The organism is Streptomyces sp. NPDC048171, from assembly GCF_043202655.1.
In the GTDB taxonomy this organism is placed as follows: Bacteria; Actinomycetota; Actinomycetes; order Streptomycetales; family Streptomycetaceae; genus Streptomyces.
Map to the genome: position 1 here is coordinate 63,653 of NZ_JBIDAU010000003.1, position 20,246 is coordinate 83,898.

11 protein-coding genes are annotated in these 20,246 nt (G+C 73.0%); 4 read left to right on the forward strand and 7 right to left on the reverse strand.

What is annotated here, in order from left to right; translation table 11 throughout:
• Window positions 1-297 precede the first annotated feature (297 nt).
• Window positions 298-891, forward strand: a complete 594-nt coding sequence (locus ACGF3J_RS09020; protein WP_393853739.1) for an ALF repeat-containing protein — start codon at window positions 298-300, stop codon at window positions 889-891.
• Here ACGF3J_RS09020 and ACGF3J_RS09025 read toward each other — a convergent pair.
• Window positions 888-2,489, reverse strand: coding sequence for a PQQ-binding-like beta-propeller repeat protein (locus tag ACGF3J_RS09025; RefSeq protein ID WP_393853740.1), 1,602 nt, complete (start codon window positions 2,487-2,489; stop codon window positions 888-890). The two genes, ACGF3J_RS09020 and ACGF3J_RS09025, sit on opposite strands and share 4 nt — an antisense overlap.
• A gap of 255 nt (window positions 2,490-2,744) precedes the next feature.
• Here ACGF3J_RS09025 and ACGF3J_RS09030 point away from each other — a divergent pair, with 255 nt between their 5' ends.
• Complete coding sequence (locus tag ACGF3J_RS09030) at window positions 2,745-3,098, forward strand: hypothetical protein (protein ID WP_393853741.1); 354 nt, start codon at window positions 2,745-2,747, stop codon at window positions 3,096-3,098.
• A 273-nt stretch (window positions 3,099-3,371) separates the two neighbouring features.
• Here ACGF3J_RS09030 and ACGF3J_RS09035 read toward each other — a convergent pair whose 3' ends face one another.
• The gene (locus ACGF3J_RS09035) at window positions 3,372-4,145 is read right to left on the reverse strand and encodes a nucleotidyltransferase domain-containing protein (protein WP_393853742.1); all 774 of its coding nucleotides are present in this window, start codon (window positions 4,143-4,145) and stop codon (window positions 3,372-3,374) included.
• Window positions 4,146-4,339: 194 nt separating this feature from the next.
• Between ACGF3J_RS09035 and ACGF3J_RS09040 the strand changes: the two genes are divergently transcribed.
• Window positions 4,340-4,987, forward strand: coding sequence for an isochorismatase family protein (locus ACGF3J_RS09040; RefSeq protein ID WP_202557476.1), 648 nt, complete (start codon window positions 4,340-4,342; stop codon window positions 4,985-4,987).
• Window positions 4,988-5,110: 123 nt separating this feature from the next.
• Window positions 5,111-5,914, forward strand: a complete 804-nt coding sequence (gene argB, locus ACGF3J_RS09045) for an acetylglutamate kinase (RefSeq protein ID WP_393854032.1) — start codon at window positions 5,111-5,113, stop codon at window positions 5,912-5,914.
• 109 nt (window positions 5,915-6,023) lie between these two features.
• Here the strand turns inward: argB and ACGF3J_RS09050 are convergent, their stop codons facing one another.
• From ACGF3J_RS09050 to ACGF3J_RS09070, 5 genes are all read right to left on the reverse strand, one after another.
• Complete coding sequence (locus ACGF3J_RS09050; protein ID WP_393853743.1) at window positions 6,024-6,557, reverse strand: GNAT family N-acetyltransferase; 534 nt, start codon at window positions 6,555-6,557, stop codon at window positions 6,024-6,026.
• 155 nt (window positions 6,558-6,712) lie between these two features.
• The gene (locus ACGF3J_RS09055) at window positions 6,713-7,660 is read right to left on the reverse strand and encodes a methionyl-tRNA formyltransferase (RefSeq protein ID WP_393853744.1); all 948 of its coding nucleotides are present in this window, start codon (window positions 7,658-7,660) and stop codon (window positions 6,713-6,715) included.
• Window positions 7,661-7,728: 68 nt separating this feature from the next.
• On the reverse strand, window positions 7,729-8,760 hold the full coding sequence (locus ACGF3J_RS09060) for a 3-deoxy-7-phosphoheptulonate synthase (RefSeq protein WP_393853745.1): 1,032 nt from the start codon (window positions 8,758-8,760) through the stop codon (window positions 7,729-7,731).
• Window positions 8,760-10,178 (reverse strand): MDR family MFS transporter, encoded by a 1,419-nt coding sequence (locus ACGF3J_RS09065; RefSeq protein ID WP_161327383.1) that lies wholly within the window; start codon window positions 10,176-10,178, stop codon window positions 8,760-8,762. The genes ACGF3J_RS09060 and ACGF3J_RS09065 overlap by 1 nt, the downstream gene beginning before the upstream one ends.
• Entirely contained in the window at window positions 10,175-20,212 is a 10,038-nt protein-coding gene (locus tag ACGF3J_RS09070; RefSeq protein WP_393853746.1) for an amino acid adenylation domain-containing protein, read from the reverse strand. The genes ACGF3J_RS09065 and ACGF3J_RS09070 overlap by 4 nt, the downstream gene beginning before the upstream one ends.
• Between the last annotated feature and the right edge of the window lie 34 nt (window positions 20,213-20,246).

The following is a 20,246-nucleotide window of genomic DNA, read 5'->3' on the forward strand; positions in this document are numbered from 1 at the left end:
GCGTGACCGGCTCACGCTCATGTGGGCCTGTCGGGGTTGATGGCCCGTCAACGCTGTGGCCGCCCCCGCTTCGATCACATCGCTGCAGGGCGCCGAGGTCAAGGCGCTCTGACCTGCCGGCTGCCCGCCGAGACCGGAGTGATGTGGCCGAGCAGCGTCGGCACGCGCCGTGGTGCGCGGACGGTAGGCAAGGAAGAACCCGTGAAGACTGCGTGGTTCCTGCAGTGATCCGTTCCGCCGCGTCTTGGAACGATGCGGCGACAGCACGACGCGGCTACGACACAAGGTGGTTGACTCATGAGATTGACTCGCGCGACGCTCGCCCTGGCCGTCGGCGCCCTCGCACCGGCCCTGCTGCTCTCCACACCCTCCTTCGCGGCCGGCGCAGCGCCGTCGACCGCCGCGGTGGTGTCGGGCCCGGGCTCCGCCTACGACGAGACGGACATCGACGATCTGCGCGTGGCCATCACCAGGATTCTCGCTGACCCCGACAGCGGCCGACGCGTGACACGCGAGGCCAACGAGCTGCTCGACAACGGCACCGTGGAGCAGATGCGTGCCTGGCTGGAGACCGGCTACCGCCTCGCACAGGCCGAGGACGACCGCGTCGCCGTCTTCCGCATACTCGGCGACCCCGACAGCGGCCGACGCGTGACTCAGGAGATCAACGAGCTCCTCGACAACGACAACCCCGAGCAGACACGCGCCTGGCTCGAGACCGGCTACCGCCTCGCACAGGCCGAGGACGACCGCGTCGCCGTCTTCCGCATACTCGGCGACCCCGACACCAGCGACACCCTGCGCGCGGCGGCGAGCGCGGCCCTGGACGACGGCACTCCGGAAGCGCTGCGTCACTTCCTGGAGGTCGGGCGGTACGAGGTCGACGCCTAGCTCCCGGAGTCACGGCCGAGCCGGGCATCCAGGATCCGGCCGTCGACGGTCCCGATGAGCAAGTGTCCTTGGGGCGCCACAGCGAGGGACAGTGCGGTGGTCGGTGCTCCGTCGACCTTGAGCTCCATGTGCCAGCGCACAGAGCCGTCGCCGGCGTCCAGCGCTGTCAGGACGCCGGAGTTGTAGGCCACGTACACACTGTCCCCGTCAGTGTCGAGGGCAGTGGCGGGATGATCGGTGCGGTACTGCCACTGCACTGAGCCGTTCAGGGATCGCCGCACCACGTAGGCGCCCCCGGGTTGGAGTCCCTGGCCGTGGTGGACGGTGCCGGCATAGACCAGGGACTGGCCCATTTCGACCCCGGGGCCCCCGAAGTGATGCTCCTCCGGCACCCAGGAGTGCGGGAAGAGCCGCCGCAACGTCCCGTTGGCGTCCACGGTGGTGACCCACTTGTCCCTGTGCGGCTCGTCCGGGTCAGTGCCGACCAAGATGTACGGGCGGCTCGCGCGACGGACGGCGAACGGGTGGTTGAACAAGTCGAAGCGGCTGACCTCCGGACCGTCTACCGGACCGTCGAGGTCGAGCATCAGCAGCCGTTGAGTACGCCGGCGACGGCCGTCCAACGGCCTGAGGATCGTCCCGTGGTCGCCTGCCACGAGAACCGTGGACACACCTGGGCTCAGGGTCTCCAGCACCTGCCCTCTATCGACAGTGATTCGGGCCAGCCGGGGTGCGGACCTCTCCCGGTGTCCTCCCTTGTGGCGAAAGCGGCGTTCGGCGTTGGTCCACACCGACGCGCCGTCGGAGGACAGAACCAACTGCCGGCCGCCTTCCTCGTCCTCGACCGCCCAACGCCGATCTCCGGATGGCAGCCACGACTCTGCCAGGACCCCGTCCAGAGCAGCCAGCACGAGACCGTCCTCCGTACCTTCGACAGCCCACACCCGTCGACGTACGGACCACAGCCGACCGGCCGAGGCCGCGAGGCCCGCAAGGAACTGGCGGGCCTCCGCGCTGTGGTCCGGCCGGCGGACCGGTTCCGCGGGAGCGGCCAACTCCTCGGCAGCGATCGCCCCCTGCCCGACGGCACCCCAATCCGAGCGAGCCACAACGGCCGCGTGACCCTGCTCGTGTGCCTGCGGGTTCTCCCAGTCGTCACACGGCGCCAGGACCAGCCGAAGTGCAGTCTCGCTGCGCCATTCCACGCCGAGCACCTCCCGCGGGTACTGGAGGGCGGACACCACGTCGCCGGAGTCCAGGTGGATCAGCAGTAGCTCGCCTTCGAAGAAGTAGCCGCCGTCGTAGTCCCCGGTACCAACGGCCAACAGGGGAAGAACCGGGTGGAAGGCGAGAGACCGGACGGGGTATCTCGACCGCACCAGATGCCGACACCGCAGTCCGTTCCGCTCATAGACACCGATCCGGTGCCCCGTCCATCGGGAGTCCGCCGTCCCGCTGCCACTCCACTGGATATGCCCGACGTCCCCACCCACAGCGACTGTCCGCGAGCGCTCGTCAGCGACGGCCAGAGCAGGTTCCCCGATCTCGGCGAAGGGGCCGTCGCCGAGCACGCGTCGGACTATCGGTGCAAGGGTCATACAGAGTCCCTCCCAGGTCGGCACATGAACGATCGCGGTCCCGGACGCGGCACGGCGGCAGCTCATGATCCCGTCGAGCGGCGGGGAACACGAGTGGATTTCAATGGGGCGATCCCCTGGCCCTACAAGTCGCCGGCGGGTCTTTGCTACGGACTACGCCGAACGTCTGGAGGCGGCCCGCAGCAGGCTTCGTCCTGCCCTGGACGACAGTGCCGGTGACGTGGAGGGTGGGGACATATGAAGCCTCTGTCGGAAATGAATGAACGCGAGTACTTCGCCTGCCTCGGCCAACGTCCCGGCATGTTCGTCGGCAAGACCTCCTTCCACATGCTGACCGCGTTCCTGACCGGCTACGACCAGCATGCTCTCCGGCACGGTGGGAACGGGCTCACCGGCTGGCACGACTGGCTCGTCGCACGTCGCGGAGTCGACTGCAACCACGCTTGGCCCGGCCAGGTCCTCCACATCGCCCTCCCGAACGGTTGGGACGACATCTGGAACCTCCCGCCTGAGGACGAACAGCAGGCGATCAAGGTCCTGTTCGAGCTCCTCGACGAGTTCGCTGCCGAGTGCGAAGTAGCGCAGGGCACACCCTCGCCGCGTTCCTGAAATAGCTGTCCGCGGACTCCCGGTCTGTCGTGTATCAGCTCTTCCTGACGAGTCGGCTGACTGGCACTCAGCTGACACAGCGACAGGAAGGCGTGACCGACAGGATCTTTGGCTCCGATGCCACAGGTGCGCCTCGACGGTCTGGGCTCCCGCCATCGAGGCAGCACCTGGGATTTCGGCTTCCTGCCGGGCTGGCCGCCTTGTGGCGGATATGCGGTGGAGTGGAGCATCAGGAGGTCAGCTCGCGTAGTCAACCGTCGCGAGTTCTTCGTCCTAGTGGGCTGGTCCATGGCCTTGCGAAGGGAGTGTCCTGATCTGCTCGATCGCGGGCTTGAGGAAGGTGAGTGTGAGCTCGGCTCGGCGGGCGGCCCATTGCTCCGTGGCTCGGCTGTGGTTCCCGTAGCGGCGCTGCCTGATGTCGTCCACGACCTCCCGCGGAGCTCCCATTTCGGTGAGGACGTCGAGAGCCTCGGCCTTGGTGATCAGCTTGCCGTCCTGCAACGTCACCCTTGCTCTGGCCAGGGTCAGCAGGCCGAGGTCGACCCAGATGTCGCGGGTCCAACGCTCGGGGTGGTCGAGGGACGGTCGCCAGAAGCTTGCCATGTCGCTGATGATGAAGTCGGCGACCTGTGCGTCGGTCACCGGGGGCAGGAGGGCTGCCGGCGGTTGGCCGTACAGGACGAGTCCGAAGTCGTGCAGTTCACGCCTGGTGACCGGGGTGACCGCCCGGTGCATGAGTTCCTCGTGGGCCCAGGTGAGGTGCGAGCGAGCTGGATCATCCAGCTCCGCGGCTGTGGGATAGCTGCAGTGCAGCTTCGACGCGAGGGGGATGGCACTCCCCAGGCTCTCGTGCACTTCCCCGAGCCGCCGTTCCTCCAGTGCTGTGCAGGGTCGGTCGAGGACGGCGATCAGGTCGAGGTCGCTGCGGCCCGGCTGGTAGTCACCTCCGGCCAGTGATCCGTGCGCCCACACCGAAACCAGAGGCACAACTGGCCGGACGACGCTGACGAAGTGGTCGAGGAGCTGGTCGGTGGCTTCATCTGTCATATGGACAGTTTGTGTCACGCGGTAGGCGCGGTGGTCGTGAAACGGGCGGGGTGGGCAGGTCACCGGTGGCGGTTGGTGCGGACGCCGGCGTTCTCGGCTGTGGTGGCCGCGCTCCTCGAACGGCACGTTAGGTTAGGCTAAGCTAATTAGAAACGAGGGCGCGGGCCGTCGGCGCCGCCCGGGGAGGAATCACCATGGGCCCACCGGCCATCGGCCCCTACCCCATGCCGGGCCGCGCCGACGTCCCCCGCTCGTACGCCTCCTGGGACGTCGACCCCCGTCGGGCCGCGCTTCTGGTCCATGACATGCAGAACCACTTCGTGGCCCCCTTCACGCCCGGGCGCTCCCCCGTCGTGGAGCTCGTCGACAACATCGCGGCCCTGCGTGAACTCGCCGGGGTCCTCGGCATGCCGGTCGTCTTCAGCGCCGAACCGGCCGGCCGGCGGCCCGGCCAACGCGGCCTCGTCGCCGACATCTGGGGGCCCGGCATAGGGGACGAACCCGACGCGGCCGCGATCATCGATCCGCTCACGCCCCGTCCGGGTGAGCATCTGCTCGCCAATGTGCGTCCCAACGCCTTCCTCCACAGCCACCTCGGCAGACTGCTGCGCACGGAGGGGCGCGACCAGTTGATCGTCTGCGGGGTCTACGCCCACCACGGCGTCCTCCTGACGGCCACGGACGCTTTCATGAACGACATTCAGCCCTTCGTCGTCGCCGACGCCGTGGCGGATCTGTCCGCCGAGGAACACGCCATGGCCCTGCGATGGGCCGTCCGCACCGGCGTGGTGTGCACGACCGAGGCGCTGCTGCACGACCTCTCGCCGAACAGAATCCCCTGAATGGAGTGGCTCGTGAGTGTGACCGCTGCCCGTGGATCCCTCGCGAGCGGCCCGGCCGCCGGCCCGTCCCGGCCGGTGGAGCCCGGTGGCCGGACGGTCGTCGTCAAGTTCGGCGGCAACGCCATGGTGGACCCCGCCCTCCACCGGACGTTCGCCCAGGACGTGGTGGACCTGTGGCACGCGGGCCTGCGCCCGGTCGTCGTACACGGCGGCGGACCGCAGATCAGCTCCATGCTGGCCCGCCTCGACCTGGAGGTCCGCTTCGAGGCGGGCCTGCGGGTGACCACGCCGGAGACCATGGACGTGGTCCGCATGGTGCTGACCGGCCAGGTGCAACGGGAACTCGTGGGCGCCCTCAACGCCCACGGCCCCTTCGCGGTGGGGATGTCGGGCGAGGACGCGCGGACCATGACGGCCGTACGGCGCCCCGCGTGGGTGGACGGGCGGCCGGTGGACATCGGTCTCGTCGGAGAAGTCGTGGCCGTCGAACCGGGCGCTGTGGGCACGCTGCTCAAGGAGGGCCGCATCCCGGTGATCTCACCCGTCGCGCGGGGGGTGGACGGGGAGGTCTACAACGTCAACGCCGATCTCGCGGCGTCCGCGCTGGCCGTGGCCCTCGGCGCGGAGCGGCTGGTGGTGCTGACCGACGTCGAGGGCCTGTTCGCGGACTGGCCGCACAGCGGCGAGGTGGTCAGTCGCCTGACGGCCGGTCAACTCGAAGCACTGCTGCCTGGGCTGGCGGGCGGCATGCTGCCGAAGATGGAGGGCTGCCTGCGGGCGGTTCGGGCCGGTGTCCGCAGCGCACGGATCATCGACGGCCGGGTGCCCCACGCGGTGCTTCGCGGCCTCCTCGCCGCGGACGGTCCGGGCACGACCGTGGTTCCGGACCCGGCGCCCGAGGCCGAGGCCGAGGAGGACGGCGTGTGACGGGCGGCAACGGCCGCTGAGAGCCTGCCGGGCTCCGCCCGACCGAGCGGCACCCTGGTCCAAGGCGCCGCGCGGGCGCCCGCAGGCCCCCGCCCTTCGCGGTTCCGCCTCACACGGCGCGGGCGAGGACGCGCGCCTCGCGCCGGGGGTCCAGGGCCCCTGCCCAGGCTGCAGGTGCCTGATTCGGGCACACCGGTGCGAAGCCGTGCCGGAGGAAGAGCCGGCCGCCGCCCGTCGTCGCCGCGAACAGGGTCTGCAGGGAGCGGCTCCGCGCCCTCGCCAGCGCGGCGAGCAGGAGCCGGGCTCCCAGGCCGCACCCCTGCCGGTGTCCGGCGACGCAGAAGTTGTAGAGGACTCCGGCGGCGGGCCGGCCGGCTCCGGGGTCGGCGCGGTGGACGCTCAGCCCGACGCAGCCTTCGAGGGTTCCGTCGGGGGCCTCGACGACGAGGAAGTCCGGGGCGTCGGAGACGTACTGGGTGCGCGGGCGCTCGCGCAGTGCGCCCGAGCGCACGAACGGGCGGGAGAGCGCGGCGAGCGCGGTGGCGTCGTCGGACCGTGCGGACCGAACGGACCACGCGCCGGGGGCGGGTGGGCACAGGGCGCCGGGCTGCGCTGTCGCGGGGCACGGCGTGGCGGTGGTCAAGGGGTTCCTCTCCCCGTTCGGGAACAAGGTGGTCGGGCCACCGCCGAGGTCGCCGACGGCCCGGTCGGCCAGTACGTCCCGGCACGGCCCGGGCGGCCCGGGGCCGATGCCGGCGGGGCGGTGAGCTCGCCCCCGGGCCGCCCTCGGACGTCGGTTCAGGGCCTGTCGGTGAGGTAGCCGCCCATCCTGGTGAAGTACTCGGCGGCGGGCAGCTCCCGGCCGTCCTCGGTACGTACCCGGGTCACCGCGAGACCGTGGTTGCGGCCGGTGCGGGCGTCGGCACCCGCGACGATCACCACTCCCTCGCCCTCCCGGTAGAAGATGCGTCCGGGCGTGCCGCCGTAACGGTTCTCCGAGACCACCGCGGAGAGGATCTCCAGCCGGCTGCCCTTGTGGTAGGTGAAGGCGGCCGGGTAGGGGGCGGACTGTGCCCGGACGAGCCGCTGGAGGTCCTCGGCCGGCCACCCCCAGTCGATCCGGATGTCCTCCTCGGCCCGCTTGTGGAAGAAGGTGGCCTGCGACCGGTCCTGCACGGTGAACTCGGTCTGCCCGGAGGCGATCAGGTCCAGGGAGCCGATGGTGACCGGGGCGATGAGGTCGACGGTCTTGTGGAACAGGTCGGTCGCCGTGTCCTCGGGCCCCACCGGCACCGAGCGCTGGAGGACGATGTCCCCGGCGTCGAGCACCTCGTCCATCAGGTGGCCGGTGACCCCGACCTCCGGCTCCCCGTTGATGAGGGCCCAGATGATCGGGGAGAAGCCGGCGTACTTCGGCAGCAGCGAGTCGTGGACGTTGAGGGTGCCGTGGCGGGGCAGGTTGTAGATGCGCGGCGGGATCCAGGTGCGCCAGTTGTTGGCGACGATGATGTCCGGGTCGGCGTCCTTGAGGAGCTGGAAGAGCTCCTCGTCGTCGGGCCGGTTGCGGATGACCACCGGCACGCCGTGCTCGGCGGCGAGGTCGGCGACGGAGTCGCTCCAGATCTTCTCGTAGGCGTGCTCGCTCTTCGGGTGCGTCACCACGGTCACCACGTCGTGCGAGGAGTCGAGCAGTGCCTGCAGAGTGCGATGACCCCATGTCTGGTAACCGAACATGACGACGCGCATGAGGATTCCTCCTTGAACTTGGAACTGTTGCTGTGCGTGAGGGGACGTGAAAGGGGCTCGGGGCCGCCCTACGCGGGGACCGCCGCCCGGGCCCGTCTGCGGTGCCGGGAGGCCACGGCCAGGGCGTCGAGCAGCGGCTCCGTACGCTCCCAGCCGAGGCAGGCGTCGGTGACGCTCAGGTCGGGCCGCAGTGGCTGTGCCGTGAGGTTCTGGCGGCCGTCGGCAAGGTAGGACTCGATCATCACACCGGTGAGGGCCTGCTCGCCTTCGCCGATCCGCCGGGCCAGCTCGGCGACGACCTCGGCCTGGCGGTTGTGGTCCTTGGCGCTGTTGCCGTGGGAGGCGTCCACGACGACGGACCGCCTCAGGCCGGAGGCCGCCAGCAGGCCGGCGGCCCGCTCCACCTCGTCGGCACCGTAGTTGGGGACCGGCCCGCCACGCAGCACCACGTGCGGGTGGGAGTTGCCGACGGTGTGGGTGAGGGTGAGTCGCCCCTGCGGGGAGAGCATGGGGAGGGCATGCGGGTGGGCGGCGACCTGTGCGGCGGCGACGGCCGGACGCAGGTCGCCGGAGACGCAGTTCTTCATGCCGACGGGCATGGGCAGCCACGAGGCCAGGTGCCGGTGCGGCTGGCTGGCGACCGTACGGGCCCCGATGGCGGCCCAGGAGACCGTGTCCGCCACGTACGGGGCGAGCAGCGGGTCGACGAACTCGTAGGCGAGCGGCAGCCCCCGCCCGGCGGCCTCGACCAGGAAGGAGCGTCCGGCGCGCAGTCCGGCGGCCAGGTCGCTCTTGCCGTCGAGGCCGGGCGAGTCGAGCAGGCCCTTCCAGCCCAGCGCGGTACGGGGCTTCTCGAGGTAGGCGCGGAGGACGACGACCAGGTCGTCGGCGAGCCGGCGCGCGGCCCCGCCGAGCAGGTCCGCGTACTCCAGGGCCGCCTCGGTGTCGTGGACCGAGCAGGGTCCGACGACCACGAGCAGTCGGGGGTCCTTGCCGTCGAGCACCGCGGCGACGGTGTCGCGGTGGGCCGCGACGGCCTGTGCCGTGGCCGGGGCGAGAGGGACGGCCGAGTGCAGTTCGGCCGGGACGGGCAGCAGCATCACGCACTCCTGTCGACGGGGGTCCTGGGCAGCCTGGTGGTCCCCGCCGCCGCGAGCAGCGCGAGCCCCACCACCCACCAGAAGGTGTCGGAGAACGCCGCGGGAACGTCCTGCCGGGCGTCGAGCCGGCTCTGCAGGATCACGGCGAGGGCGGCGGTGCCGAGGGAACCACCGACGGTGTTGAGCAGGTTGAGCGCTCCGGAGGCGCGGGCGAGGTGGGAGGGCTCGATACGGGTGTAGACGATGTTCATCAACGGGGCGCCGATCATGGCCATGCCGAAGCCGCGTACCGCCAGCGCCGCGACCATGACGGCGTCCGGCAGGCCGCCGTCGAGTTGGGTGAACGGGACGGTTCCGGCGAGGACGAGACCGACGCCGGTGACGACCAGGGCCCGGGGGGACACCGCGTTGATGGTCCGGTTGACCAGTACCGACCCGGCCGCCGCGCCCACCCCTTGCGGAGCCAGCAGCAGACCTGCCTCCCAGGCCGAGAGTCCTTCGCCGGTCTGCAGGTAGAGGGGCAGCAGGAAGGCCGTGCCGAACACCGAGGCGCCGAGCACGAGCAGCGCGAGCGCCGCCGGGCCGAAGGGCGGCCGGGCGAACAGCCGGGGGTCGATCAGCGGGGTGCCGCGGGTCCGCAGCCCGTGCACGGTGAACGCGGCCAGCATCAGCAGCCCCGCCCCCACGCCGAGGAAGCCCGGGAGGCGACGCCCCTCGGAGACCTCGGTCAGCCCGTAGACGAGGACCGCGAGGCCAGGCGAGAGCAGCAGCGCCCCGCGTACGTCGAACGCCGCGCCCTTGGCGGCGGGCGGCACCACCGGGACGTACCGCCGGGCGAGCAGCACGGCGACCGCGCCGATCGGCAGGTTGACCAGGAACAGCCACTGCCAGGAGGCAACTCCCAGCAGTGCGCCGCCGGCCAGGGGGCCGAGCACCGGGGAGAGCAGGGGCACGACCGCGACCACGCTGATCACCTTGCCGGTGCGGGTCGGTCCGGCGATACGCGCCAGCAGTGCCTGCCCGGTCGGCGGCAGCACTCCCCCGCCGAGCCCCTGGATCACCCGGAAGACGATCAGACTGGTCGCCGACCAGGCCAGGGCGCACAGTGCCGAGCCGATCAGGAACACGCCGACGGCGGCCAGCCAGACCCGCCGGCCGCCGAAGCGGTCGGCGAGCCAGCCGGAGGCGGGCACCGCGGTGACGACGGCCAGCAGGTAAGCGCTGCTGACCCACTGGATCTCACCGACGGAGGCGTCGAACTCCCGGGTCAGGGTGTCGATGCCGACACTGACGATGGTGGCGTCCAGGGACGCCATGAAGGTGCCGAGCACCAGGATGAAGGCGATGCGCAGCAGTCCCCTGTCCACCCGGTCCGGCGGGGCCTTCGCCGGTTCGGCCCGTACGGGCGGCTCGCTCATCGGCCCTCCAGGAGGGTGCGCACGTCGTCCTCGAGGTGGTCGCCCAGCCGGCGCAGTAGCGTCAGCAGTTCCTCGGCGAGCCCCTCGGCGTCCACCCCGGCACGGTGGGCGAGCACGCAGGTCCAGCCGTCGCCCTCGGGCATCACGGTGAGGGTGACCGGGTGGTGGGTGGCCTCGCGGAACCGGGTGCCGACGAGGGTGAGCCCGGGGGCGGGTTCGCGCAGCTTGTCGCGGTCGACCGGGTAGTTCTCGAAGACGACCATGCTGTCGAAGAGCCGCTGCCGGCCGGTCAGCCGCTCCAGGTCGGAGAGGTCGACGTGATGGTGCTCCAGCAGCGCGCGCTGTCCGTTCTGCAGGGCGATCAGCGTCTCGGCGAGGGTGCCGCTCAACCGGGCCCGCACGGGCACCGTGTTGGCCAGCAGGCCGATGATCTCCTCGACGCCCTCCAGCTCCGGCGGACGGCAGGCGACCATGGCGCCGAAGCAGACGTCCGCCCGCCCGGCGCGGCGCGCGAGGAGGATCGACCAGGCGCCCTGCACCAGGGTGTTGCGGGTCAGTCCGCGCTCGGCGGCGATGCCGCTCAGCTCGGCCACCAGGGCGGCGTCGACCGTGACCACCGCGGGTTCCTGCCAGGCGGGGCCCGGCTCTCCGGCGCCGAAGTGGTCCCCCTCGGGCAGGTCCGCCAGTTCATCCGCCCAGGCTGTGAGGGAGGGTGGGTTCGCAGCGCGCCAGTCGAGGTAGCGCGAGAACGGCACGGGCTCCGGCAGGTCGGCCGTCCCGCCCCGCACCCGGGCGGTGTAGAGGGAGAACAGCTCGGTGAGGATCCGCGGGGCCGACCAGCCGTCGGAGAGTACGTGATGGGTGGTCAGGACCAGGTCGGAGCGTTCCGCGTGGTGCCGGATCACGGTCAGCCGGAAGAGCGGCCCGGCGCCGAGGTCGAAGGTCTCGGCCAGGTCGGCGGCGAGGACCTCCTCGGCCGGGCCGTCGGACACCCTGAAGTCCGGTCGCGCGGACCGCGGGACGAGCCCGAGAGCGCCGGGGAAGACGGCCCGCAGGTTGGGGTGCCGGGCCAGCAGGTCCGCCCCGGCCTCCCGCAGGGCGTCCGCGTCGAGCGGTCCGGCGAGGGAGAAGCAGGACTGCACCGTGTACGGGTCGGGGCGCTCGGTGCGCGAGTGCCGCAGCATGACCGACTGCAGCGGGGCGAGCGACTGCACCTCGGCGACCGGACGGCCGTCGCCGAGCCGGACCAGTTCCCCGGTCGCCGCCGCCGTCTCCAGCAGGGCGGTGCGCAGATGTCCGGCCAGTTCCTCGATCTCGGGCCCCGTGAACAGGTCGCCCGGCCAGGTCAGGCGGATGCCGAGGCGGTCGTCCCGTACCAGGGCGTTCACCATCAGGGCGTGCGGCAGCGGGAGTTCGGGCGTGCCGCCGGAGCCCAGGGGGTCCGCGTCCGGCGGGGACTGCCAGGGGCTCTCCTCCGTGGGAGCGGCGGTGTAGCGGCCGAGGTAGTTCCAGGCGATCTCGGGCTCGACCGGGTCCAGCAGTCCGGCCGTGGTGAGGATGCCGTGGCCGAGTCCGTCGCCCTGGGCGCGCAGCCGCTCCGCCACCTGAGCCGGGTCCTCCCCCGCCTCGAGCAGTACGGGGTGCACGGCGGTGAACCATCCCACGGTCTGGGACAGGTCCACGTGGCCGGGGCGGCCGTGGCTCTCCAGGGCGACCAGCAGGCGCGGGCCGCCGCGCCAGGCGCGTACCGCCCGGGCGAGGGCCGACAGCAGTCCCGCGTCCGGAGTGGCGCGCAGGGCGGCGGGCAGGGTGGTGACCAGTGCCCGGGTGGCGTCGGCGTCCAGCCGGATCTCGTGGTGGACGGCGGTGGCCACGGTGTCGCGGGCGGGGTCGAGCGGCCGGGCCGCGATCGGCAGGGTGGGCGTCGTCCGCCGCCAGTGCGGGAGTTCGGACCGCCGGTCGGCCTCGCGCAGGGAACGCGCCCAGGCGAGGAAGGACATCCCGTGCCGGACCAGCTCCCCGCCCTCGTAGGCGTGCCGCACGTCGTCGAGCAGGACGCGCCAGGAGACGCCGTCCACCAGGAGGTGGTGGGCGATCAGGACGAGCCTGCCGGGCACCGAGAGCCCGGCGTCCACCCACAGGGCGCGCAGCAGCGGCCCGGTGGCGGGTGCCATTCCGGCGCGGGCGGCGGCGATCCGGGCGTCGATCAGTTCGCGCAGTTCTCCGGCGGAGAGGTTCCCGGCGACCGGTACCCGGAGCAGCACCTCGGCCGCCGTGACCGTGCCCGCCGGCGGGATGCGCAGCGCGTCCTGGGCCAGGTGGGCGCGGAGGACGTCGTGCCGGGCCAGCACGGCGTCGAGCGCTCCGCGCCAGCGGTCCTCGTCGCCGCCGGCGGGGACGCCGACCTCCACCCACTGGCAGAAGCCGTCGGCGGCGTCGCCCGCGCGGCGCAGCAGGTCCCGCATGACCGGGGTGAGCGGGGCGTCGCCCACCGCCGGTGCCTCGGCCTCCTCCAGGGCGCGGGCGCGGGCGGCGATCCCCGCCACCGTCGCGCCCTCGAACACGTCGCGGGCGCGCAGTCCGAGTCCCTTGCGGCGGGCCCGGGAGACCACCTGCAGGGAGACGATGCTGTCGCCGCCGAGGGCGAAGAAGTCGTCCTCGGGGCCGATCTCCTCGTTGCCGAGGAGGTCCCGGACCACGCCGAGCAGGACGGCCTCGGCCGGGCTCGCGGCATCACGGCGCCGGGTCGCGGCGGTCTCCGGGGCCGGCAGGGCGGCGGCGTCCAGCTTGCCGCTGGGGCTCAGGGGCAGCGCGTCGATCACCACGAGGGCGGTCGGGACCATGTGGTCCGGCAGTCGCGCGGCGAGGTGGGAGCGGATCTCCGTGGTGTCGGGGGTGGTGCCGTCGGCGGGGATGAGGTAGCCGACGAGCCTGCCCTCACGCATGATCACGGCGCCCGCGCGGACCGCCGGATGGCGGGTCAGGGCGGATTCGATCTCACCGAGTTCGACGCGGAATCCGCGGATCTTGACCTGGTGGTCGACCCGGCCGAGGAACACGAGCTGCCCGTCCGGGCGCCACCGCACCAGGTCGCCGGTGCGGTACATCCGCTCCCCGGGCGGACCGAACGGGTCGGCCACGAAGGCGGCGGCGGTCAGCCCGGGCCGTCCGAGGTAGCCGCGGGCCAGGCTGGGGCCGGCGAGGTACAGCTCTCCGGTGGTCCCGGTGCCCACCGGCTGGAGCCCCCGGTCCAGCACGTAGGCGCGGACGTTCGGGTCGGGCCGGCCGATCGGCAGCGGTCCGGCGTCGTCCGGATCGTACTGCCAGGTCACGGAGTTGATGGTGACCTCGGTGGGGCCGTAGGCGTTGAAGAGGGCCCGCCTGCCCGTGCCCCAGCGGCGCGCGAGTTCGGGGTCGAGCCGTTCGGCGCCGACGACGAAGAACACGTCGGGGTCCACGGTGCGGTCGTCGGGCATGGCCGCCAGGAAGGACGGCAGGAGGTTCACCCCGGTCACCCGGTGTTCGACGATGTAGTCGAGGAGTTCGTCGCCCGGTACGCGCACCTCCTCGGGGGCGATGACCGAGGTACCGCCGGACAGCAGGGGAACCATGGTCTGCCAGAACGCCACGTCGAAGCCGGTGGAGGCGAAGTGCAGGTAGCGGTCGTGCTCGGTGATCCCGACGACCTCCTCCTGCAGCGCGATCAGATCGGGCACCCCCCGGTGGGTGACGCCGACGCCCTTGGGGCGCCCGGTGGTTCCGGAGGTGTAGATGACGTACGCCAGGGCGTCCTCGGTCAGCCCGGCGCGGGCCTCGGCGGGGTCGGTGTCCGGCATTCCGTCGAGGGTGGACGGGTCGTCGAGCCGCAGTACGGGGATGTCGCGTGCGGTGGGCAGTTCGGCCCCGGTGGTGACGGCGGCGGCGGGGGCGAGGTCGTCCAGCATGTACGCCAGGCGGTCCTCGGGGTAGCTCGCGTCCATCGGCACGTAGACCGCTCCGGCCTTGGCCACGCCGAACAGGGCGACGGTCATCTCGACGTCCCGGCCCAGGAAGACCGCGACCGGGTCCTGCGGCCGTACGCCGCGCCGCAGCAGCGCGTGCGCGAGCCGGTTCGCCCGCCGGTCGAGTTCGTCGTACGACAGGCTGCGGTCGCGGCAGACCAGGGCCTCGGCGTCCGGCTTGCGGCGCACCCAGGAGGCGAAGACGTCGAGCCAGGGGCCGTACGCGCGGGCGGGGGCGGTCTCGGTGCCGGTGCGCAGCATCCGCTGCCGTTCCTCCGGTCCGAGCACGGGCAGGGCGAGCGCCGGCCGCTCGGGGTCGCCGGTGATCTCCCGCAGCAGATGGTGCAGCCAGCGGCCGATGTCGGCGACCCGGGACTCGGTGAAGGCGCCGGGCTGGTAGCCGAGACCGACAGTGATCGCGTCGTCGTCGGGGAGCACGATCACGGTGAGCGGGTAGTGCGTGGCGTCGGTGATGTCCACCGCGGCCAGGTCGAGCCCGGGGGCGAAGGGGGTGCGCTTCCGGCTGGCGAGCGGGAAGTTCTCCATCACCAGCATGGTGTCGAAGAGTTCACCCACTCCGGCGAGTCGCTGGATGCCGGGCAGGCCGATGTAGTGGTGCTCCGCGAGGCGGACGCTCTCGGCGTGCACCTCGGCGAGGAGTTCACGGGTGCTCTGGTCCTGGTGGTGGCGTACCCGGACCGGGATGGTGGTGCCGAGCTGCCCGATCATGGACTCCACGGCGCCGACCTCGGCGGGCCGGCCGGACACCGGGCAGCCGAAGACGACGTCGCTGCGGCCGGTGAGCCTGCCCAGGAGCAGGCCCCAGGCGGTCTGGAAGACCGTGGTGAGGGTGACACCCTGCTCCCGGGCGAAGGCGCGCAGCCGCTCGCTGAACTCGGCGCCGAGTCCGACGGAGACACGTCCGGGCCGCTCCACCGCGCCGCCGGCCGTGGCGGGGGCGAGGCGGGTGGCCCCGTCGACGCCGGCCAGCGCCTGGCGCCAGGCGTCCTCGGAGGCTCCGCGGTCCCGGGCGACCAGCCAGCGGTAGTACTCGGTCGGGTCGGCGGCCGGGGGCACGGCGTCCCCGCCGCCCAGTTCGGCGTAGATGCCGAGCAGCGCCCGGCCGACCAGCGGCATGGACCAGCCGTCCAGCAGCGCGTGGTGGTTGGTGATGGCCAGCTTGTGCACATCCGGGGCGACCCGGGACAGCAGGAAGCGGATCAGCGGCGGCGTCGACGGGTCGAAGGGCCGCGCCAGTTCCTCGCGCGCGGCGGTGTCGAAGTCGTCGTCCTGCCGCCAGTCCACCGCGACCTCCGCCGGGACCACCTGCACGACCTCGTCCCCCGCGGAGGCGAGGTGGACGCGGAGCGAGGGGTGGCGGCGCAGCAGTTCCTGAGCCGCCTCGGCCATGCGCGCGGGGTCCAGGGCGCCTTCGAGGGTGGTGACGGCCTGGACGACGTACACGTCCGTGTCGTCCTCGTCGCGGACCAGGGTGTGGAAGGAGAGGCCGACCTGCAGCGGGGTGGCGGGCCACACGTCCGCCAGGCGGCCCCGGCGTTCCAGGGTGGCGATGGTGTCCTGGTCCAGGGTGACGAGGGGCAGGTCGGACGGGGTGAGTCCGCCGGTGGCGTGGAGCGCGTGCTCGGCGAGGACGTGGAGGGCCCGGTCCCATGCCTGTTGCAGGGCGGCCAGTGTCTCGGTGTCGAGGACTCCGGTGGCGGCGGTCCACTCGACGGCCAGCCGGGGCTCGCCCTCCTCGTGGACGAAGCAGTTGAGGGCCAGCACCTGCTCCAGTGCCTTGGCACCGGGTTCGATCACGGAGAAGGCTTCCCGTTCCGGCAGCCGCCAGCCGTCACCGGCCGGGGCGGCGAAGCGGCCCAGGTAGTTCAGGAGTACGTCGGGGGCCGGGACGGCGGACAGGGCGGCGCCCGCCGGGTCCAGGTAGCGCAGCACGCCGTAGCCGAGGCCGTTGCCGGGGACACCGCGCTTGGCCTCCTTGGCCGCGCGCAGGACGTCGGCGGGTCCGCCGGACGCGGGCACCCGCACGGGGTGTTCGCCGGTGAACCAGCCCACGGTGCGGGAGAGGTCGAGGTCCTCCCGGCCGTGGCCCTCCAGGGTGACGGTCACGGTGTCGCCGCCGCCGGTCTCCTCCGGGCTCGCCGCGGCCCCGGACTCGCGCAGCGCGAGCGTCAGCGCCGCGAGCAGCACTTCGTCCACACCCGCCCGGTAGGCCGCGGGCAGCGTGGTCAGCAGGGCCTCGGTGACGGCCGGGGACGCCAGGGTGACCGTGCGGCGGGCCGTGGAGACGGTGTCGCGTGCCGGGTCCAGCGGCCGTGCGCCCAGCCGGGTCGCGGAGTCCAGGACGGACTGCCAGTGGCCCAGCTCCTGACGGCACGCCCCGGTCCGGCCCCGCTCCGCGAGGAGCTGGGCGTGCCGCCGCCAGGAGGCACCGACCGGCTCCGGTTCGCCGCCGGTGCAGGCCGCCTGGAGGTCGGGGACAAGGATCCGCCAGGAGACGCCGTCCATGGCGAGGTGGTGCACGACGACCACCAGTTCGTCGGGCTCACCGGCCGCGGTACGGATCAGGGCGGCACGCAGCAGATCGCCGTGGCGGGGGGCGAGTTCGCCCGCGAGGCGCTCGGCCACCGCCGAGGCGTCCTCGCCGTGCGTCTCGGTGGCCGACGCGCGGACCGTGCCCCGCGGCAGCACCTCGGTGCCGGACGCGCCGACGGACAGGCGCAGCGCGTCGTGCCGGTCGAGGACGGTCCGTACGCCGGCGAGGAGGTCGTCGAGGGTGAGTTCGCCGACGCGCAGGGCGGTCCACTGCGCGTAGCCCGCGACCACGTCCACATCGGGGTGGACGTCGAGGAGTTGCCGGACGATGGGCGGGGCGGTCACCGGCCCGCTGGGTTCGTCGGCGGGTTCGTCGGCGGGCTTGGCCGCGGTGGCGGAGGCCGCGAGGGCGGCGAAGGTGCGCCGGGCCAGCAGGTCGCGGGGGCGCAGTTCGAGACCGGCGCGCCGCAGCCGGCTGCTGACGGTGATCGCGGTGATGCTGTCGCCGCCGAGCGAGAAGAAGTCGTCGTCGACTCCCACCTGTTCCATCTCGAGGACCTCGGCGAGCACGCCGCACAGCAGCCGTTCGTGTTCGGTGCGGGGCTCCCGGCCCCGGCCCACCGCGGCGGGGGCGGGCAGGGCGGCGCGGTCGAGCTTGCCGTTGGGGGTGAGGGGCAGGGCGCCGAGCACCACCACGGCCGCCGGCACCAGGTGTTCGGGCAGCCGTTCGGACAGGGCGGCCCGGATCCCGTCAGGGGTGACGGTGGTGGTGCCGGTGGCGGGCACGACGTACCCGACCAGGCGGGCGGCCCGTACGTCCGCGGCAGCCGCGGTGACGTCCGGCAGGGCGGCCAGTGCCGACTCGACCTCGCCGAGTTCCACCCGGTGGCCGCGCACCTTCACCTGGCCGTCGGCGCGGCCGAGGTAGTCCAGTCCGCGTCCGGGAACCCAGCGCGCCTGGTCACCGGTGCGGTACATGCGGGAGCCGGGCGGGCCGTAGGGATCGGCCACGAACCGTTCGGCGGTGGTCCCGGGCATGCCGAGGTAGCCCCGGGCCAGGTGGGGGCCGGCCAGGTACAGCTCGCCGACGGCGCCGGCGGGCACCGGGTGCAGGGCGTGGTCCAGTACGTGGACGCGGGTGCCCGCGAGGGGGTGGCCGATGGTCGGCTCGGCGCCGGTCAGGAGCGCGGTGGTGCTGTCGACGGTGGCCTCGGTGGGCCCGTACATGTTGCGGGCGGTGATCCCGGCGGCGGTGATCCGCTGCCAGAGCGCGGCCGGGGTGGCCTCGCCGCCGAGCACGAGCAGCGTCGGTCCGAGGCCCAGCAGCCCTCCGTCGATCAGCGGCACGGCCATCGAGGGCGTGGTGTCGACGACGTCGATGCCGTCGCGCGTGAAGGCGGCGAGGAGTAGTTCGGCGTCGCGGGCGGTCTCCGCGTCGTAGACGTGGAGTTCGTGTCCGCACAGCAGCCAGACGAGGTGGTCGAGGGCGGAGTCGAAGGCGAAGGAGTAGGTGTGGGCGACCCGCAGGGGGCGGCCGGCGGAGCGCTCCGCCTCCGCGACGACGGTGGACCGCTGGTGGTGCAGCAGGGCGGCGAGACCGCCGGTCCGTCCGAGCACACCCTTCGGGCGGCCGGAGGAGCCGGAGGTGTGGATCACGTAGGCCAGCTGCTCCGGGTGGCGCGGGGCGGCGAGTTCGGCGGGCGCCAGCGGTTCGGCGGAGAGTCCGTCCGCGTCGTCGAGCAGGGTCTTCCAGTCGGTCCCGTCGACGCCCTCGATCGCGCCGGCCGCGCCGGAGGTCACCACGAGCGTGGGACGGGCGTCGGCGACCAGGGCGCGCAGCCGCTCCGGCGGGTACGCGGTGTCCAGGGGCAGGAAGGCCGCGCCCGCGTCGACCACCGCGAGCAGCGCGGTCACCATCTCGGCGGAGCGGGGCAGGGCCAGTGCCACCACGTCCTCGGCACCGATGCCGCGGGCGCGCAGCGCACGGGCCAGCCGGTGCACCCGGCCCGCGAGTTCACCGGCGGACCAGCGTTCCTCCCCGCACACCAGGGCGGTGCGCGCCGGCCCGGCGGCGGCCACGGCATCGAGGGCCTCGGGCACGGACAGGTGCTCGCCGGGCAGCGCCGGCGGTGCCCATTCGGCGGGAGGCCCGTCGGGGTTCAGGGAGACGCGGCCCACGGGGTGCCCGTCGAGCAGGCCCGTCAGCAGGGCGCGCAGGGCGGCCAGTCGGCCGTCCACGGTGGCCCGGTCGTTGTCACGGGCGTCCACCTCGAAGCCGAGGAGCAGGCCGCCCGACGGGGTGGGCAGCACCGACAGTCCCAGGTCCTCGGGCGGTCCGCCGGCCACGTTGCGCATCACCGCGCGGGCACCGGCGAAGTCCAGCGCCAGGTCGAATGCCTTGAGGTTGATCCCGCGGCCGTGCAGCAGCGCGCCGGCGCCGGGGACCGCGAGGTCGCGCGGCAGGTCCTCGCCGCGGTAGCGCTGGTGCCTGCGCATCTCGCGCAGGGTCGCGGCGACGCGCCGGGTCAGCGCGGCCAGCCCGTCCTCGGGGTGGACGCGGGTGCGCAGGGGCAGCACGTTGACCGCCATGGCGGGGGTACGAAGTTCCACCGCGGCCCTGCGGCACATCAGCGGCAGCGCGAAGACGACCTCGTCGTCGCCCAGCACGCGGTGCAGGAAGGCGGCGTAGCAGGCGATCATCGCCTCGCCCCAGGTGACGTTCTCCGCCTTGGCGAAGGTGTGCAGCCGCGCCACGTCCTCGGGGCCGAGTTCGGTCCGGACCAGCAGCGAGCGGCCGGAGGGTGCGGCGGGGGCCGGCTCCTCGCCGAGTCCGGGCAGCGGGGTGAAACGGTCCACCCAGTACGCCCGGTCCTCGGCGGCGCGGGCGCTGTCCCGGTACTCCTGATCGACCTCGACCAGGGCCTCCATGGTGCCGAAGTTGCAGGCGGAGGGTTCGGTCCCGCCGGCCAGGGCGGTGTAGTGGGCGGCGGTGCGGCGGGCCATCATGGCGCCGCTGTAGCCGTCGAAGACCAGGTGGTGGCCGAGCTGGGTGTACCAGACCTCGTGGTCCGACAGCTTGATGACGACCGGTGCGTAGAGGGAGCGGTCCACCATGAGGCGGCAGCTCTCGGCGGCCCGGCTCCGTTCGGCCTCGACGAGCGCCTCCGCGGCGGCGGCGGGGTCCTGCCGGTCGCTGAGGTCGATGACGCGGGGCGTCGGCACCGGCTCGTCGCTGACGGCCTGACGGGGCCCGTCGGCGGTGTCGTACACGCGCAGCCGCAGGCTCTCGGCCTCCTCGGTGGTGGCGCGGACGGCCTCGGCCACCGCCTGGGCGTCCACCGGCTCCCGGCCCGCTATCTCCACCACGTCCCCGACCAGGTAGTACGGGGAGTCGGGCTCCAGGCGCTGGGCGTTCCAGATTCCCCGCTGGGCGCCGGTCAGGGGAAGCAGCCGGCGCGAGGGGACGCGTGGGGTGGTCAACTCACTCTCCTTGCAGGGTGGGGACGACCGTCGG

Bases quoted from the DNA above. Each gene is read 5' to 3' on its own strand.
- ACGF3J_RS09020 (WP_393853739.1), top strand. From the start codon at position 298: ATGAGATTGACTCGCGCGACGCTCGCCCTGGCCGTCGGCGCCCTCGCA.
- ACGF3J_RS09025 (WP_393853740.1), bottom strand. From the start codon at position 2,489: ATGACCCTTGCACCGATAGTCCGACGCGTGCTCGGCGACGGCCCCTTC.
- ACGF3J_RS09030 (WP_393853741.1), top strand. From the start codon at position 2,745: ATGAATGAACGCGAGTACTTCGCCTGCCTCGGCCAACGTCCCGGCATG.
- ACGF3J_RS09035 (WP_393853742.1), bottom strand. From the start codon at position 4,145: ATGACAGATGAAGCCACCGACCAGCTCCTCGACCACTTCGTCAGCGTC.
- ACGF3J_RS09040 (WP_202557476.1), top strand. From the start codon at position 4,340: ATGGGCCCACCGGCCATCGGCCCCTACCCCATGCCGGGCCGCGCCGAC.
- argB (WP_393854032.1), top strand. From the start codon at position 5,111: ATGGTGGACCCCGCCCTCCACCGGACGTTCGCCCAGGACGTGGTGGAC.
- ACGF3J_RS09055 (WP_393853744.1), bottom strand. From the start codon at position 7,660: ATGCGCGTCGTCATGTTCGGTTACCAGACATGGGGTCATCGCACTCTG.
- ACGF3J_RS09060 (WP_393853745.1), bottom strand. From the start codon at position 8,760: ATGCTGCTGCCCGTCCCGGCCGAACTGCACTCGGCCGTCCCTCTCGCC.
- ACGF3J_RS09065 (WP_161327383.1), bottom strand. From the start codon at position 10,178: ATGAGCGAGCCGCCCGTACGGGCCGAACCGGCGAAGGCCCCGCCGGAC.